The sequence below is a fragment of the Ensifer sp. Root954 genome (genome assembly GCF_001429005.1).
Classification (GTDB): Bacteria; Pseudomonadota; Alphaproteobacteria; order Rhizobiales; family Rhizobiaceae; genus Ensifer; species Ensifer adhaerens.
The window spans coordinates 207,850-224,664 of the sequence record NZ_LMJM01000025.1; the positions used below are offsets into that span (position 1 = coordinate 207,850).

Annotated in this window: 15 protein-coding genes; 7 read left to right on the forward strand and 8 right to left on the reverse strand. The window is 63.7% G+C overall.

The features are described 5' to 3' along the window. The first annotated feature begins 382 nt into the window (after window positions 1-382). On the forward strand, window positions 383-2,140 hold the full coding sequence (locus ASE71_RS20215; RefSeq protein WP_060515943.1) for an adenylate/guanylate cyclase domain-containing protein: 1,758 nt from the start codon (window positions 383-385) through the stop codon (window positions 2,138-2,140). 71 nt (window positions 2,141-2,211) lie between these two features. Here the strand turns inward: ASE71_RS20215 and ASE71_RS20220 are convergent, their stop codons facing one another. From ASE71_RS20220 to ASE71_RS36495, 3 genes are all read right to left on the reverse strand, one after another. Beyond that, the gene (locus ASE71_RS20220) at window positions 2,212-3,087 is read right to left on the reverse strand and encodes a 50S ribosomal protein L11 methyltransferase (RefSeq protein WP_060515944.1); all 876 of its coding nucleotides are present in this window, start codon (window positions 3,085-3,087) and stop codon (window positions 2,212-2,214) included. 159 nt (window positions 3,088-3,246) lie between these two features. Next, window positions 3,247-3,846 carry an SCO family protein gene (locus ASE71_RS20225; RefSeq protein WP_060515945.1) on the reverse strand — a complete coding sequence of 200 codons (600 nt, stop codon included), beginning with the start codon at window positions 3,844-3,846 and terminating at the stop codon, window positions 3,247-3,249. Between the two features lie 345 nt (window positions 3,847-4,191). Beyond that, window positions 4,192-4,350, reverse strand: a complete 159-nt coding sequence (locus ASE71_RS36495; RefSeq protein ID WP_034792531.1) for a hypothetical protein — start codon at window positions 4,348-4,350, stop codon at window positions 4,192-4,194. 370 nt (window positions 4,351-4,720) lie between these two features. Between ASE71_RS36495 and ASE71_RS20230 the strand changes: the two genes are divergently transcribed. From ASE71_RS20230 to ASE71_RS20240, 3 genes are all read left to right on the forward strand, one after another. Further along, entirely contained in the window at window positions 4,721-6,820 is a 2,100-nt protein-coding gene (locus tag ASE71_RS20230) for a methyl-accepting chemotaxis protein (RefSeq protein ID WP_060516168.1), read from the forward strand. A gap of 2 nt (window positions 6,821-6,822) precedes the next feature. After that, complete coding sequence (locus tag ASE71_RS20235; RefSeq protein ID WP_034792537.1) at window positions 6,823-7,287, forward strand: chemotaxis protein CheW; 465 nt, start codon at window positions 6,823-6,825, stop codon at window positions 7,285-7,287. Window positions 7,288-7,547: 260 nt separating this feature from the next. Then, window positions 7,548-7,856, forward strand: a complete 309-nt coding sequence (locus ASE71_RS20240; protein ID WP_034792540.1) for a hypothetical protein — start codon at window positions 7,548-7,550, stop codon at window positions 7,854-7,856. Window positions 7,857-8,100: 244 nt separating this feature from the next. Here the strand turns inward: ASE71_RS20240 and ASE71_RS20245 are convergent, their stop codons facing one another. Both ASE71_RS20245 and ASE71_RS20250 read right to left on the reverse strand, forming a co-directional pair. Next, window positions 8,101-8,595 (reverse strand): CreA family protein, encoded by a 495-nt coding sequence (locus ASE71_RS20245; RefSeq protein ID WP_060515946.1) that lies wholly within the window; start codon window positions 8,593-8,595, stop codon window positions 8,101-8,103. A 153-nt stretch (window positions 8,596-8,748) separates the two neighbouring features. Continuing rightward, on the reverse strand, window positions 8,749-9,993 hold the full coding sequence (locus ASE71_RS20250) for a sensor domain-containing diguanylate cyclase (protein ID WP_060515947.1): 1,245 nt from the start codon (window positions 9,991-9,993) through the stop codon (window positions 8,749-8,751). A 333-nt stretch (window positions 9,994-10,326) separates the two neighbouring features. Between ASE71_RS20250 and ASE71_RS20255 the strand changes: the two genes are divergently transcribed. The 3 genes from ASE71_RS20255 (at window position 10,327) to ASE71_RS20265 (ending at window position 12,309) form a co-directional block, all read left to right on the forward strand. Further along, window positions 10,327-10,998, forward strand: coding sequence for a phosphoribosyltransferase (locus ASE71_RS20255; RefSeq protein ID WP_060515948.1), 672 nt, complete (start codon window positions 10,327-10,329; stop codon window positions 10,996-10,998). Between the two features lie 170 nt (window positions 10,999-11,168). After that, window positions 11,169-11,804 (forward strand): cysteine hydrolase family protein, encoded by a 636-nt coding sequence (locus ASE71_RS20260; RefSeq protein WP_060515949.1) that lies wholly within the window; start codon window positions 11,169-11,171, stop codon window positions 11,802-11,804. 43 nt (window positions 11,805-11,847) lie between these two features. Continuing rightward, window positions 11,848-12,309, forward strand: a complete 462-nt coding sequence (locus ASE71_RS20265) for a GNAT family N-acetyltransferase (protein ID WP_060515950.1) — start codon at window positions 11,848-11,850, stop codon at window positions 12,307-12,309. Window positions 12,310-12,328: 19 nt separating this feature from the next. Here ASE71_RS20265 and ASE71_RS20270 read toward each other — a convergent pair whose 3' ends face one another. The 3 genes from ASE71_RS20270 to ASE71_RS20280 all read right to left on the reverse strand — a co-directional run bounded on the left by ASE71_RS20270 (window position 12,329) and on the right by ASE71_RS20280 (window position 16,741). Continuing rightward, a complete protein-coding gene (locus ASE71_RS20270) occupies window positions 12,329-13,579 on the reverse strand; it encodes an adenylate/guanylate cyclase domain-containing protein (protein ID WP_060515951.1) in 1,251 nt (416 codons plus the stop codon). A gap of 155 nt (window positions 13,580-13,734) precedes the next feature. Continuing rightward, a complete protein-coding gene (locus tag ASE71_RS20275) occupies window positions 13,735-16,200 on the reverse strand; it encodes an ATP-dependent helicase (RefSeq protein ID WP_060516169.1) in 2,466 nt (821 codons plus the stop codon). Between the two features lie 133 nt (window positions 16,201-16,333). Next, a complete protein-coding gene (locus ASE71_RS20280; RefSeq protein WP_060515952.1) occupies window positions 16,334-16,741 on the reverse strand; it encodes a carboxymuconolactone decarboxylase family protein in 408 nt (135 codons plus the stop codon). Window positions 16,742-16,815: the final 74 nt, after the last annotated feature.

Here is a 16,815-nt window from a genome sequence, read left to right on the forward strand (position 1 = left end):
CCTCAACGAACACGGACGAACATCCGGTGGTTCAAAAAGCTGCGGTTCCGAGAATAGTTGGTCACTCTGTTCTCCTCCTCCCTCAAGGGTGGTCAGCTTCGGAACGGTAGACGCCCGCTCGAGCACTCCTCCTCCTCAGGCTCGCGGGCATGGTTGGCCACAAGCCAACCAGCAGGCGATGCCTCTGGCATCGCCTTAGTTTCGAAAGGCCGCCCGTCATGATGGACGAGGCGGCCTTTTCGTTTTTCCCACTTTGCCTTGCGGCTGACGCGCCGCATTCGCGTGCGTGCGGCGGGGTGATTTAGCTGCACGTCATAATCCGATATTGTGGGAGACGTTCGATTTCCGAACGGGGTGCATCACCCGGAGGAGAGCTGGGAGCGTGGTCGAGAAGCCCATCCACCGTCGCTTGGTTGCGATCCTCGTTGCCGACGTGGTCGGCTACTCCCGCATGATGGAAGCCGACGAGGCCGGAACGTACGAAACGTTGAAGCAACGACGAAACCACGTGCTCGATCCCGTTGTTAAGGCGCACGGAGGACGCATCGTCAAATTGATGGGTGACGGTGTACTGGTTGAGTTCGCCAGCGCGGTGGACGCCGCTGAGGCGGCCATTGAACTCCAGCGAAAGATGAAGGAGGCGAATGCCGGCGTTTCCGAATCTCGCCAGATCTTGCTCCGCATCGGCATCAACATGGGCGATGTGATCGGCGAGGGCTCCGACATCTATGGCGAAGGCGTCAACATCGCCGCCCGGCTGGAGGCGTTGGCCGAGCCCGGTGGCCTCTGCATGTCGGAAAAGGTTCACAATGAGATTCAAGGCAAAATCCCCGTCGTGATGAAGGATCTGGGACTGGTGCAGCTCAAGAACATTGCGGCACCCGTCCGGACCTTCGGGATGGAAACGGCACGTCCGCTCGCGGGGGTGCCGCCTTCCCGCGGCAAGGAATTTACCACCATCGCGGTTCTTCCCTTCACAAACATGTCGGGTAATGCGGACCAGGACTACTTCGCCGACGGCATTACCGAGGACATGATCACCGAGTTGAGCCGATTCCGAAATCTCTCTGTCGTCGCCAGAAACACCACCTCGAGTTACAGGGGGCAATCGGTAAACGCGGCGAACGTGGGGCAAGAACTCGGCGCAGACTTCGTGCTTGAAGGCAGTGTCCGGCTGGCCGGCCAGCGCCTGCGCGCCTCGGTGCAATTGATCGAAGCACAGACCGGTGCACACGTCTTTGCCGAGCGGTTCGATCGCGAAATGGCCGACATCTTTGCGGTTCAGGATGAAATCGTGGAGGCGATCGTCGCGCGGCTGTTCTTCAATCTGCAAGAGGTTGCGGGTGTCGTTCGTGCCAGGAGCGCCAAGACGAACATCTCTGCCTATACATCGTGGCTGCGGGCAGGGGCCGCCTGGCGCAATGGAGACGAACCGGGTGCGCGCGAACACATGCAGCAGGCGATTGTCCTCGACCCGGCCTATGCGCCCGCACTCGCCTCGCTGGCGCTGCTTTATGCCTATTGGCGGTTCAGCGAGCCGAACGCGGCGACGGATGCCAAGCTTGAGGCCGAGTGCCAGGAGTTCGCAGCGCGAGCAATCGCTGCCGACAAGAACGATCCATTCGTGCTTTCCACCGTTGCCGCCTGCTTGCTGTTGGTCGGGAGAGTTGACGACGCCATGCGCTACTCGGGCATCGCGATCTCGATGAGCCCGCGCGATATCAACGGTCTCGTTGCCCGAGGCATGATCGTTTCCTATGCGGGGCTACACGAAGAAGGGTTGGCTCTTGTCGAACGGGGCTGCAAGTTCGAGCCGCTCCTGCCGCCGGCGTTCCTCTCCAGTCTGGGCGATTGCCACTATCTGGTGCGCCGGTTCGATGCGGCGCTGGCAGCCTACGGAAGCCTTATCGATCCGCCGATCTTCTTCAGGCTGAACCAGGCGGCGTGTCTGGCCCAGCTTGGCCGAGCCGAGGAGGCGGCAGCCATAATGCACGCAATGCCGCAAGCGTTTGACACGGAAGTCTATGCGCGAAACACGGCGAAGATGTGCGCCTTGCCTGAAGATGCGGAACTTTGGCTGAGTGGCTTCCGCAAAGCAGGAGCGCTTATCGCTCCGTCCTCCGGTCCGGCAAGGGGGTAGGCCGCGCACCTCGGTGTCGGCAGCTTCTCATTGAAGTCTGCCGTCGATGTGTCACCTCCGTGTGAAGCGCCTCACTTCTCCAGATGGATCGTTACCCAGCCGTTGCGCCAGATGGTGCGCACGTGGCGCAGGTGCTGGCCGTTGTAATGGGCGAGCACTTTCCAGCGCTGTTCGGCAAGGATGCCCGAGAGGATCACCGAGCCGCCAGGGGCAAGGTTGGCGACGAGTTGCGGCGCCATCTTCATCAAGGGGCGGGCAAGGATGTTGGCGATGATGAGGTCGAAGGGGCCGTTGGAGCTGAAGGCTGTCGAGTGAAAGCCAGGGGCGGTCGCAAAGGTCATGCCGGTGACGACGCCGTTGACCCGGGCGTTTTCCTCCGCCACGCGGGTGGCGATCGGGTCGATGTCGGTGGCGAGCACCGGTACATGCATCAGTTTCCAGGCGGCGATCGCCAGCACGCCGCTGCCGGTGCCGAGATCGAGCACGTTCTTCACGGTGCGGGTGCGGGCGACCGAGGCGAGCACTTCGAGGCAGCCGGCTGTGGTGCCGTGGTGGCCGGTGCCGAAGGCCTGGCCGGCATCGATCTCAATCGCGATCTCGCCGGTCTTGACCTTGTCGCGGTCATGCGAGCCGTGAACGACGAAGCGGCCGGCGCGAACCGGCGCCAGACCCTCAAGCGACTTGGCGATCCAGTCGATATCGGGCAGCACTTCGCGCTCGATCGGAAGATGGCCGAAGTCTTGCGTGAGCGCTTCAGTGAGGCGTTCGTTCACGCTCTCCTCGTCGACGGTCATCATGTAGATCGAGGCTTCCCAGATGTCGCGCTTCTCGTCGACCTCAGTCGTGCCGATGGCATAGTCTTCTTCGCCGAAGACCTCGCTCATGCGGTCGAGCACGGCTTCCGCCTGCTTTTCGGTGGTGGTGACGAAAAGTCTGATCTCGCTCAAGGGTCCGTCCTTCGGCTGGGAAATCCGCCGCCCGCATCAAACCGTGGAAGGGTGCGCCAAGCGTCGGCAATCGTGTGCTGTGCGCTATCACGATTGCCCCACAAAGGCAAAGCGCCGGACGGGGCCGGCGCTTGCATCTTCGCGGTCACGATCGAGGGCTCAGCCCTTGGTGAGGTTTTCCAGTTTCTTGACCGCGGTCTCCGGGTTCTCCTCGTAGGCGATCGTGCCGGAGAACTTGCCGTCGGCGTCAAGCAGGAAGACCGATGCGGTGTGGTCCATGGTGTACTCGCCATCAGGCTTGGCGGCATCGACCGGCACCTTCTTGGCGTAGACGCGGAAGCCCTTGACCATCTCCATGACCTTGTCGGCCGGGCCGGAAATGCCGGTGATGCGCTTGGAGACATTGGAGACGTACTGGCCGAGGATTTCCGGCGTGTCGCGCTCGGGGTCGACGGTGATGAAATAGGCCTGCAGCTTGTTGCCTTCAGGGTCGACCTTTAACAGCCAGCCGTTCATCTCGAACAGCGTCGTCGGGCAGACCTCGGGGCAATGGGTGAAGCCGAAGAAGAGCGCGGTCGGCTTGCCGATGAAGGCCTTCTCGGTGATTTCCTTGCCGTCCTGGGCAACCAGCGTGAAGGGCACGCCGAACGGGCCGGAGGCGGCCTGCTCTTTCGACTGGGTCATTTCATAGGTCAGCCAGCCCAGGATGCCCGCCATGACGACGACGGCGGCCCAGAGGACGATGCGGATGGTTTTCATGCGTGCTACCGATTTTGTTGGGGCCGAAGACGGCCGTGTCCGGTTGATAGGCCCTTGATACCGCCTTCACGGACTCCGCGCAAATGGGACAATTGCCGCAGGTTGTGGCAGCGGGGCGAGCATTTTGTCGGGCGGCTGCCACTCATCCCGCTGCCGCGACCTTCCGTCGTGACGGGGAGAAGGGACCGCACGGCTACCTCCCGCTCCGACAATGAGCCTCAGTGCGCCAACACCCACCGCAGAAGAACCGCACGGCGACGTTTCGCTCGCTCTCGTCCCTTCTTCCCGCAAGCAGGGAGAGGGTTAGGGTAAGGGTAAGGGGCAAAACTTAGAAGCGTGGCCGCGCTAAAAACACCAGGAAAGGCCGGACTGGGCGAGTGCCAGGAACATCTCGGCGCCGTTTTCCATCCAGCCGCGGAAGGCAAGCAGCAGCACGACGGCGATCGCGGCCGCAAGCGTTGCGACCAGAGGAAGGCGGATCGAGCGCTCGGTCTTCGTGTTCATGGCGTCATCATAACAGTTCGGGCGGCAAGGGGAAGCGGGCGCGCTGCCGGCGGACCGTGGGTCTGTCTGGGCCTGTCACGAGATCGGTGTCAAAACCGGCACCCGGCGTGCTGATGGATTGTGCGCTTAAATGCCGGGAAAACCGGCGCTTGCAGTAAATATGCGCGATCTCGAAAATAAGGCGTTTTCCCTGGGGATCGGCGAGGCGCCTTAGCGAATGTTTAAGGTCTGTTTGACAGTGTTTTTCCAGTGCGGGGGAGCGTTGTGCTCCGACATGACATGAGGTCATCCGGTTTGATCGAGCCCGGTTTTCCGCATCGATCCTAACGGAGGATCCGGCCCGCGCCGGGTCCGTGAGCATGGAATGTCTATGACCGCCGCATCTTCCCCATTGAAGCGCAATCTTTCCGTAAGCCAGCGGCTGGCAACGCTTGCCGGTGCCGCTTTCGTCGGGTTTGGCTCCGTGCTCGGGGTCGCCTGGTACGAGGGCCGGCAGGCGAACGATGCCCTGCAGGGCGCGCTCGCCGCGCAGAACGGGCTGACCACGGTCGACGAGGTCCGGCTTGCGACCACCAATCTCGTGCTCAATGCGATGGACAGCATCATCGACCGCGAGGAGGGCGCGATCCAGCCGGCGCGCGCCGCCAGCATCGCCGAGATCCTGAAACTGCTTGAGACGAAATCGAGCGATATCAAGGCGCTTGCCGGCCTCATTGGCGGCAGCGATGCGCTTTCGACCTTTGACGCCGATGTGGCGGAACTGCGCCAGGCGATCGGAACGGACCTGAAGGCACTGATCGAAGGCAAGGCTTCGGCTGACGACTTCGGCAAGATCGACGACGCGATCGACGGTGCCGGCGAACGGGTCGCCACGGCGCTCGCCGGCCTTTCCGAAGCGGCAACGACGCTGGTTCAGACGCGCGTTGCCGAGGCGCGCGCCACCTCCGACGAGGCGTTCCAGCTTCAGCTCGCCTCCGGCCTCATCGCCATGGCGACGCTGCTTTATCTGCTCTGGTTCCATGGCAGCACGCTCAGGCGCGGCATTCTCTCCCTGCGCGATGGCATGCAGCGGATCCAGAAGGGCGAACTTTCGACCAAGCTGGAAGCGCTCGACCGCGGCGATGAAATCGGCGCCATGGCGCGCTCCGTCGACCTCTTCCGCCTGTCGGCAATCGAAAAGCAATCTCTCGAACAGAGTGCTGCCCACAGCCGCCGCGAGATCGAGAAGGAACGCGAACAGCAGCAGCAGGAACGCGAGGAGGCGGTGCGCCGCATCCAGGCGGCGATCGACAATCTCGGCCGCGCGCTGACCCAGCTTGCCGAGGGTGACCTTGCCGTTGCCATCGACCGACCGTTCGACGGCAATCTCGACCAGCTCCGGCAGAACTTCAACCAGACGGTCGAGCGGCTGCGCGTGGTGCTTTCGAGCGTCAAGGACAATGCGCTTTCGATCGAATCCAACGGGCGGCAGATGCGCACGGCGGCCGACGACCTGGCGCGCCGCACCGAGCGGCAAGCCGCTTCGCTGGAGCAGACCTCGGCAGCCCTCGACGAAATCACCGTGACGGTCCGCACCGCGACCCAGCGCGCCGAAGAGGCGAGCCAGATGGTCGACCAGACCCGCACCAATGCCGAGGAGTCCGGCCGCATCGTCGGCCAGGCGATCGCCGCCATGGCCCGCATCGAGGGTGCCTCGAACGAAATCGGCAAGATCATCAACGTCATCGACGAGATCGCCTTCCAGACCAACCTTCTGGCGCTCAATGCCGGCGTCGAGGCGGCGCGCGCGGGCGAAGCCGGCAAGGGCTTTGCGGTCGTGGCGCAGGAAGTGCGCGAGCTGGCGCAGCGCGCCGCCGGTGCCGCCAAGGACATCAAGGCGCTCGTCAGCCGCTCCGGCAGCGAGGTCGGCACCGGTGTCAAGCTGGTGCAGGCGACCGGCGAGGCGCTCGGGCGGATCGGCACCGATGTCGCGCGCATCAACGAACTGATGACCGCGATCGTGATGGCGGCGCGCGAACAGTCGACGGGTCTCAACGAGATCAGCACGGCCGTCGGCCAACTCGACCAGATGACGCAGCAGAACGCCGCCATGGTCGAACAGACCAATGCCTCCAGCCACACGCTGGCGCAGGACGCCGAACGCCTGACGGACCTCGTCGGCCAGTTCCGCGAAGGGCACACGATGCAGCGCGCCATGCCGACGGCGGCGCCGGCGCCTGTGACGCCCGCGGCGAGGACCGCTGCGCCGGTGCAGACGAAAACACCTTCGGTTTCAGCCGTTCAGCGGCCGGCAGCCAAGGGCACCAGTGAAGCGGTGCCGCTGCGCAAGATCGGCGCTGCCAAAATGGCCTCGTTTCCAACTCCATCTCCCGCCAAGGCCCTGATGGGCAAGCTTGCGGGCGCATTCGGCAACAAACCGGGCTCGGTGCCGTCAACGACGGCCTCCGGTGAAAACTGGGAAGAATTCTGAACATGAGCAACGCAATCAAGCAGTCCGGCGCCTATCTCGAAATCGTGTCGTTCCACCTCGGCGACCAGGAATTCTGCATCGATATCATGGCGATCCGCGAAATCCGCGGCTGGGCGCCGGTAACGCCGATGCCGCATACGCCGCCCTACGTGCTCGGCCTCATCAACCTGCGCGGCGCGGTGATCCCGGTCATCGACATGGCGGCCCGCCTCGGCATGAAGATGACCGAGCCGTCCGAGCGCTCGGCGATCATCGTCACCGACATCGCCGGCAAGCTCGTTGGCCTCCTGGTCGAGCAGGTCTCGGACATGATGACGATCAAGAGCGAGGCGCTGCAGCCGGCGCCGGAGATCATCCCGGAAGCGCAGCGCGCCTTCTGCCGCGGCATCGTCGCTTTGGAAAAGACCATGGTCTGCTTCCTCAACCTCGATACCGTCATTGCCGACGAGCTGGCCCAGGCCGCCTGACGCAAGCTTGTTCCTTATCTGAGAAAGCCCCGGTGCATCGGCGCCGGGGCTTTCTTGCGTTTCGGCGTGTTTTCAGACCGTTTCCGCACGTACTGGAACGATACGGTCAAGTTAAACTTCGGCAATGAACTTCACGCTTGGGCGATGCCATTGTGACAAAACGTCAAGTGGCTGGGCGGGTTACTTGTACTACTTTACCGGTGTTGCCGGGTGCCCGAACGGAGGCCGGGTGCCTGGTCCCGTCAACAGGAGTTGAACCTATGACAATCTCTCTCAGGAAACTCGCCGCCGTGCTCTCCGTTACGATGGTCATCGCCGGACCGGCCCTGGCCGACAGCTATTACCAGGGCATCGACGTCAACAATCCTCCCGGAACGCAGAACACACACAAGATGATGACGCCAATGAAGCGGCCGAGCGCTTCGGTTGACACGATGTCGACGGGCAGCATCAACAGAATGTCGGCGCCGGCGCCGACGCCGGTCTACCGTGATCGCAACCCCTATGGTGGATACCAGGGCGGTGATGGCGACTACTACCAGGGCATCGTTCCGCCGACGGCCTACTAGATCACCCCGCGGTGAAGTGGAAACGTTGAAAGCGGAAATTCGATTTGGCATGAATGCGCCAGGGAGTTCACGTAGGTTTGTGTGAACGCACGGAACGTCAGGTGCTTACAAAAGCGGAACGGGTTGCTCCCAGACTTCTCCCTGTTTCGCACCGAAGAGGTTTCGGAAGCGCCCGCAAAGCGGCGGGCGCTTTCAACCTTTGACCGATCGCCTTGCACGCCGATGCCGGCGGCAGGGACCGCTCCTACTGCGGCTTGCCGTTCTGCCAATTGACCGTCTGGCCGTAGAGCGGAATGGTGGTGATCGACATCTTGGCAGAGCCATCCGTCAATTCGCGCGAATGCGCCAGATAGATCAGCGTATCGTTCCTTCGGTCGTAGATCCGTGTGACGAGCAGGTTCTTCCAGACGAGCGACAAGCCGGCGCGAAACACTTCCTCGCCTTCCTTGGAAAGATCGATGTCGCCGATTTCGATCGCGCCGGTCTGCCGGCAGGCGATCGAATTGTTCGACGGATCCTCGAACCAGTTGCCGTTCTTCAGCCGGTCGATGACGCTGCGGTCGAAATAGGTCACGTGGCAGGTCACACCCTTGATCTTCGGGTCGCTCACGGCATCGATCATGATGTCGTTGCCGAGCCAGTCGACCCCGACTTCGCCGACTGTTTCGGCGCGAGCGGGCAGGGCTGTGGCGGCTATGGCAAGGCCGGCAAAAAAGAGCGCACGAAGCGAACGCGACATGGATGTCCTCCTGCAGCGCCTGACGTCTCACGCAAGGTCGCCGTAGCATTTTGAATTGACGCATGTTTTTGCCGAGGCAATCCCCGGGAAGGCATGCGCTCGGGCAGCCAGGTTCACATAGGTTCGGGAATTGGCTTTACAAGGCGTGCCGGCTCAACCGGTGCCGCGAAGAAGCTGCGGCTCGAGGTTTCGGTGGTCGGCAGCGCGCATTTGCGCGGCGGCGGCGGCAAGCGCCCGTGCGCTGGCCTCGGGCTGGAAGCGGCCGGCGATGGTGCAGCGGTCGCGGCCGTCGGCTTTGGCGTCGTAGAGCGCCATGTCGGCGCGGATCATGATGTCGCTGATCGTATCGCCGGGCTCGGCCTCGGCAAGGCCAATGCTCACTGTCAGCCGGATCGGGCGGTCGAAGCGGCCGATCGGCGTATCGCGCACCGTGCGACCGATCTCCTCAGCCACCGCAAAGGCGGCATCTTCCGAGTGATTGGGCAGGACGATGCCGAACTCTTCGCCGCCGATGCGCCCGAGCGTGCCGCGCCCGCCGAGACAGGCGGCGACCGTGCCGGCGAAGTGGCCGAGCGCCGTGTCGCCGACCGCATGGCCGTAGCGGTCGTTGATCTGCTTGAAATAATCGAGATCGAGCAGCAGGAAGGTGACGGGTCTCTGGCGCGCAAAACCCACTGCCAGCGCCCGCTGTCCGAGGTCGAGCAGCGCGCGGCGCGACAGGGCGCCCGTCAACTCATCGCGGGCAATGGCGCTCTTGAGGTCGGCGATCACCCGGTTCTGGATCATCAGGATCACGCCGAGGAACAACACAGGCAGGTAGAAATATCTAAGCACGACGCAGGCGAAGTCCCAGCTGGCCGACGCAAGCGGGGTTTCGGCGGTCCCGTGGGCGATCGGCGAGAAAATCGTGACCGCGATCAGAGCGGAACAGCCGATGGCGGCGCAGCCGATGACGCAGAGGCGCTCGATCGGCCCGGGCGCTGCGCGCCGGTGCTGCGAACAGACGGCGATGATCAGCACGAAGGCGGCGGCGATGCCGACGGCCGACAGTGCGTGCAATGTCGCGCTGTGCGGGCCGAAGGCGGCAATCAGCACCACGACGGCCGAAATCGAGGCGGCAGCGACCAGCGGCGTCGACATCGGCCGGAGGACGCCGAGCGCCCGGTGAAAGCCCGAGAGCACGAAAAGACAGGCGCCAATGAGAAAGACGATGCCGATCAGCGACAACGGCCGCAGCGCCGGGATCTCGGACAGCATCAGAAACAGCGTTGCCGCCGCTGCGATGGCGCAGGCGGCTGCAAAATCCGTGCCCCCCTCGACCATGGAGGCCCGCAGGGAAATCAGCACCGGGAGCATCGCCAGAAGAGCGATGATCGATATGGCAGGGAGAAAGCTCATTTCGAAACGGCCTGTCGTGCTAAAATCAACAAAGGCGGCTTGCGTCTCAGCCAGATATGTGACGCCAATTGGTAGCGATGGCGCCTTAACGAAACCCGGCGAAATCCGTTGCAATTTTAGCGATTGGTCGGGATTGGCACGGTTGTTCACAGCGGCGCCCGATCAACCGTGGGGCGGCACGCCGGCAGGCGAAGAGGCGTGCATGAACGGTACCGCCCGCAGCCCCGGGGTGAGGCCCTTCGGGCGGCGCGATCCGAGCCTCGGGCCAGGCATGCGCGCGCCTTGTTTTCAGGGCCCGATACTCACGCAGCAGGACGAACCGGGAGAGGCGACATGTTCACGGCAACGTGGCTCTTCGAGGACAGGGCGGATGCCGGGCGCCAGCTGGCGCGCGCGGTCGAAGACGAGGGGCTTGACGATCCGCTCGTCATGGCGCTGCCGCGCGGAGGCGTTCCGGTCGCCTATGAAATCGCCGTCCATATTGCGGCGCCGCTGGAAATCCTGATCGTGCGCAAGATCGGCGCGCCTGGGCATGAGGAATTCGGTCTGGGCGGTCTGGTCGATGGCGAGGAGCCGGAACTGGTACTCAACCGTCGGGCGATCCGGCTGGTCCGTCCGCCGAAAGGCTATCTGGAGGCCGAAACGGAGCGCCAGCGCGCCGAGATCCTGCGCCGCCGCACGCTCTATTTCGGCGACCGCGCGCCGGCGTCGGCCCGGGGCCGTGATGTAATCCTCGTCGACGACGGTATCGCCACCGGCGGCACCGTGCGGGCGGCGATCAAGGCGCTGCGGCGAATGGGGGCGGGGCGCCTCGTGCTTGCCGTTCCGGTGGCGCCGAAAAGCGAACTTACCGAACTGCGCAGCCAGGTCGATCGCATCGTCTGCCTCGCCACGCCCTTCGCCTTCCGTGCCGTCGGCCTGTACTACCGCAATTTCGAGCAGACGGCAGACGAAGAGGTGCTGGCGCTGATGGAGAAGGCGCGGCTGCGCAACGAGCGCGATTGATCCATGTTCCGGGCAAGCCGGGCTCCGGTTGCCGCGATTTCCGCCAGGCATCCGATTAGTTGCGCGAGGCGGCCGAAACCGTCTTGCAAGCCTCCTTCTCCCGCGCCACATTCCCGGCGCGCGATGTTGCCGGGAGAGGGGCGCCAGAGGAGGCGCCCGGAGGAGATGTCATGGCCGCGAAACTGGAAATCGGAAAGACGCTTGAGGATTTCTGCCGGCCGGAGCGGATGGCGCTCATCGTCTACGACATGCAGGTGGGGATTACCAATCAGGTCAAGAACGGCCCGGCGGTGCTTTCCAAGGTGCTGAAGGTGCTGGACGCTGCGCGGGCCGGCGGGTTTCCGGTGATCTTTCTGCGGCATCTGTCGATGCCGAAGCCGCTGATGGGCGCCTTCCAGCTGCGCCAGGCAATGGGCTGGCAGCGCACCGATGATCCGGATGCTGTGCACCCCTGGTTCCTGCGCGGCACGCCGGGCTTCGAGCTGGTGCCGGAACTTGCCCCTCGCGAGGATGAGGCGATCCTCGACAAGATCACGTTTTCTGCCTTCGAGGGCACGCCGCTCGCCATGATCCTGCGCGACCTCGGGCTTACTTCCTTCGCCATCTGCGGTATCGCCACGGAAATCGGCATCGACCCGACCGTGCGTCATGCGACCGATCTCGGCCTGGTGCCCGTCGTCGTGCGCGACGCCTGCGGGGCAGGCCACCACGAGGCCGGCGAGCGCGCGATGGAAAACATCGCCTTCATGGGCGATGCGATCATGACCGACGTTCAGGCAATCACCGCCGCGATGACCAAACACTAGGGGCCGCAGTGCCGCTCCATCCAATCGATCACAGGACCGACAAATGACCGACAAGCTTCACATCCGCCCGATAACCCGGACCGACTACGAACAATGGCTACCGCTCTGGGACGGCTACAACGCCTTCTACGGCCGCTCCGGCGAAACCGCGCTGGACCCGGCGATCACCGCCATGACCTGGTCGCGCTTTTTCGACGCCTACGAGCCGGTGCATGCGCTGGTGGCGGAGAGCGAAGGGCGGCTGATCGGGCTCACGCATTATCTCTTCCACCGCAGCACGACGATGATCCAGCCGAACTGCTACCTGCAGGACCTCTTCACCAATGCGGAAGCCCGCGGCAAGGGCGTCGGACGAGCGCTGATTGAGGGCGTCTATGAGGCGGCACGTGCCGTCGGCGCGCCACGCGTCTACTGGATGACGCACGAGACCAACGAGACGGCGATGACACTTTACGACAAGGTGGCGGAGAAGTCGGGGTTTCTCGTTTATCGCAAGGCGGTCTGAGGGCTCTCCCTGCGGCTGCTTACGTCGCCGTGTGCGCGCGGATGCCAGGGACACATGCATCGGGATCCGGCATCCGCGTGGTCCAGATCTCGGTCGGGCCGAAGCCCTTGATGTCCTCGCGGCCAGAGCAAATGAACAGGAAAGACTCGCCTAGTCGCTGCCTGATTTCTGCGGTGGTGGTGATGCAGCCGGGCTTGCCGATCGCTTCCAGGCGCGCGGCAAGGTTCACGGGTGCACCCCAGATATCATAGGCGTATTTCGCTCGCCCAAGCACGCCAGCCGTTACCGATCCCGAGGCCATGCCAGCGCGCAGCTTGAGGACGACGCCATGGCGTTCGCCGATCTCGCGGGCCGCGGCGATGGCGCCGAAGCCGAACACTGCCGCCGCCTTCTCGGGCGTGGGGTGCCGGGCGGGCACGCCCGCCACCGCAAGATAGGCATCGCCGACGGTCTTGATCTTTTCGACACCGGTTGCTGCGGCCAGGCAATCGAACTCGCTGAAGAGCTCGTTGAGCAGGTTGACCGTCCGTTCCGGCCCCAGGCTGTTTGACAGGGCCACGAACTGGACGATGTCGATCAGGACAACAGTCGCATGCTCGAATTCGTCGATGATCGTTTCACGCTCGTTCCGCAGCAGGCGCGCCACGATCTCGTCCGGCATGATCGACGTCATCAGGCGGGCGAGCCGCCCCTGCGCCTCTCTCGCCATCTGGAAGGCATAGTAGATCGTTGCGAAGCACATGAGCGTGAGGGTGATGATCGACGACGAATGGAGGAGTTGCAGGAAACGGGTGTCGTCATAGACACCCGCCCGCGCCTGAGGAAACGCGATGGATGCGGCGATGACCGTGATTGCAGCCATGGCGCTGAGGACCGTCACCAGTGCGATGTTTTGAAACCCGAGGATCGCGAAGGCGACCGGCGTCACGCCGAGCAGCGTCAGCAGGACGCCGGAGTCCCGGCCGACATAGGAGGCGATCCAGACGAGGACCACCACGCAGATGCCGAATTCCCAAAGCCCTGACGCGACGCGGCCGAAGCGATGAAAAAGCGGAGTCATGGCTGCCGCGACGGCTAGCGCGAGATTGGCATAGACGAGGGGAATGAGGCTCGGCTCGCCATAGAGTGCGTAGATGAGGGCAAAGCTCGTGGTGGTGACGACGATCACACAGGCCGCGACATTCGCGACGAGGATGCCTTCACGGTCACCCTCCGCAGCATTTGCGGCGCCCAGCTCCAGCAGGCTGCGAACAGCGCTCGTCCAGGACATGTCTCCACCCACTTTGCGTCGAGGGAGATCGGTACATGGTTTCGTTCAAACGCGAGAATTGTGCCCGCAATATTATTGCACTTCGCCGGTTGGCGCCATGAGATCGATGGTTGTGCAGTCCATAGGGAGTGCACGTGAGGAGGGCTTCGACCTCCTCACGCCTTCTCCACAAATCCATCCAGCACCCGCTTCTGGCCGGCGCGGTCGAAGTCGATGGTGAGCTTGTTGCCTTCGATGGCGGCGATGTTGCCGTTGCCGAACTTCATGTGGAAGACGCGGTCGCCGACCGAGAAACGCGAGGGTTCGGTGGCCGTCGATTTCGCCACCAGCTCGCCGTCGATCGTGCGGCCGCGCGGGCCGCTTTCGCCGTAGCCGATGCGCTCGACCGCGTGGCCGGAGCGGGTGCCCCAGTTGTCTCGGGTGGCGTCGGAGCGGTGCTGCTGGGCGCGCTTCCAGCCGGGCGTGGAGTAGTTGTTCTGGAAGGGATCAGCCTTGTCGAAGCGCGACTGGCCGTAGCCGCCACGACCATAGCCGCCATAGGATTGTTCATTCTCGGCCACGTCCACATGGGCGAGCGGCAGCTCCTCGAGGAAGCGTGACGGCATGGTCGACTGCCAGAGGCCGTGGATGCGGCGGTTGGAGACGAACCAGATGTGGCAGCGATGCTTGGCGCGGGTGATGCCGACATAGGCGAGGCGCCGTTCTTCCTCAAGGCCGGAGCGGCCGCCCTCATCAAGCGCGCGCTGGTGCGGGAACAGGCCTTCCTCCCAGCCGGGCAGGAAGACGGTATCGAACTCCAGGCCCTTGGCCGAGTGCAGCGTCATGATCGAGACGGCATCGAGGTTCTCGTTCTGCTCGGCATCCATGACGAGAGCGACGTGTTCGAGGAAGCCGCGCAGGCTCTCGAAGGCTTCCATCGAGCGGATGAGTTCCTTCAGGTTTTCCAGCCGTCCGGGGGCTTCCGCCGTCTTGTCGTTCTGCCACATGGCCGTATAGCCGCTCTCGTCGAGGATCTGCTCGGCAAGCTCGGTGTGCACGGTCGTTTCAAGCAGGCTCTGCCAGCGGCGGAAATCGGTGACGACGTCGAACAGTGCCTTGCGCGCCTTCGGCTTCAGCTCGTCGGTCTCGATGATCTCGGAGGCCGCCGCCAGCATCGGGATGTCGCGGGCGCGGGCATAGTCGTGCAGCGTGCGCACGGTGGTGTCGCCAAGACCGCGCTTCGGCGTGTTGACGATGCGCTCGAAGGCCAGATCGTCGGCCGGCTGGCAGACGAGGCGGAAATAGGCCATGGCATCGCGGATTTCGAGGCGCTCGTAGAAGCGCGGGCCGCCGATGACGCGGTAGTTGAGGCCGAGCGTGACGAAGCGGTCTTCGAATTCGCGCATCTGGAACGAGGCGCGCACAAGGATCGCCATGTCGTTGAGCTTGTGGCTCTTGCGCTGCAACTGCTCGATCTCTTCGCCGACGGCGCGGGCTTCCTCTTCGGAATCCCAGGCGGCGTGCACCTGCACCTTCTCATCATCCGGATCGGTGCGGTCGGTAAAGAGCGTCTTGCCGAGGCGGCCCTCGTTGTGGGCGATCAGGTGACCGGCAGCGCCCAGAATGTGCTCGGTCGAGCGGTAGTTGCGCTCAAGCTTGATCACCTTGGCGCCCGGGAAATCCTTTTCGAAGCGCAGGATATTGTCCACTTCCGCGCCGCGCCAGCCATAGATCGACTGGTCGTCGTCGCCCACGCAGCAGACGTTCTGCGGTACGCCCTTGGGGCGCTGGGCAAGCAGCCGCAGCCACATGTACTGCGCCGTGTTGGTGTCCTGGTACTCGTCGACGAGAATGTAGCGGAACTTGTCGTGATAGTCCTTCAGCACATCCGCATGCATGCGGAAGATGCGGATCGGGTGCAAAAGAAGATCGCCGAAGTCGCAGGCGTTCAGCGTCAAGAGCCGGTTCTGGTAGGCAGCATAGAGTTCGCGGCCCTTGCCGTTGGCAAAGGCGCGGGCGTCTCCCTCGGGGATCTGGGCGGGATCGAGGCCCTTGTTCTTCCAGCCGTCGATCATGCCGGCAAACTGCTTGGCCGGCCAGCGCTTGTCGTCGATGCCTTCGGCCTGGATGAGCTGCTTGATCAGCCGCACCACGTCATCTGTGTCGAGAATGGTGAAATCGGAACGCAGGCCGACGAGCTCGGCGTGGCGGCGCAGCAGCTTGACGCCGATCGAGTGGAAGGTGCCGAGCCAGGGCATGCCTTCGACCGCATGGCCGACGAGCACGCCGATGCGCTCCTTCATCTCGCGTGCCGCCTTGTTGGTGAAGGTCACCGCCAGGATCTGCGAGGGAAAGGCGCGGTTGGTCGAAATGATATGGGCGATGCGGGTCGTCAGCACCCGGGTCTTGCCGGTGCCGGCGCCGGCAAGCACGAGCACGGGGCCATCGAGCGTCTCGACCGCTTCGGACTGTTCCGGGTTGAGGCCGGAGAGATAGTCCGGGCGCGGCTGGGCGCGATCGCGCGCCGCCATGGCGCGCGCGGCGATGCCGCCCGTTGCCGGAATACCTGCGGGGGCGGGCTGCTGCTTGCGCGGCGCCGGCTCCTCGTCGAAGAAGGGAATATCGTCGAAACCACTCATCATGCGGCTCAATGTAGTGATTCGGTGGGGAAAGGCCAGAAAGGATGTTCTTCTTTTATTCCGTTTTCTGCGCCAGCCGCACCAAGCCTGTGGAAAGACAGGCGATTTCGAGACCGCTTATTCTTGGTCGCGCGGACTAATCTTTTGTCTTGTCGAAGGCGGTATCCACAGGCACCTGCAGCGCCGTCGCCAACTGGTTGGTGCGGGCGGCAAGCGAGATTACCCTGAGCAGGTCCGCATGCTCGGCGTCGGTCATGCCTTTCGCCCTTGCCGCCGCCGTATGGGAATGGGCGCAGTAGCCGCAGCCATTGGTGACGGAGACGGCGATATAGAGCATCTCCTTGACCAGCGGATCGAGCGCCGAGGGCGTTGCCATCACCGTCTTCACGTCGCGCCAGGTCTGTTCCAGGAGCTCCGGATCGAAGGCGAGCCACAGCCACATATTGTTGATGAAGTCGGATTTTCGGGTGGTGCGAATGTCGTCGAACACGGCTTTGACACGCGGATCGGCTTCCGGGTTCTGAGGCGGGGATACGGTGCTCATGGGGCTCCTTCGCTGTTGTTCTCGGCGGTTGTGTGCGGGCCGGCCGGTCGCCTGAAGCGGTGACGATAGCCGAC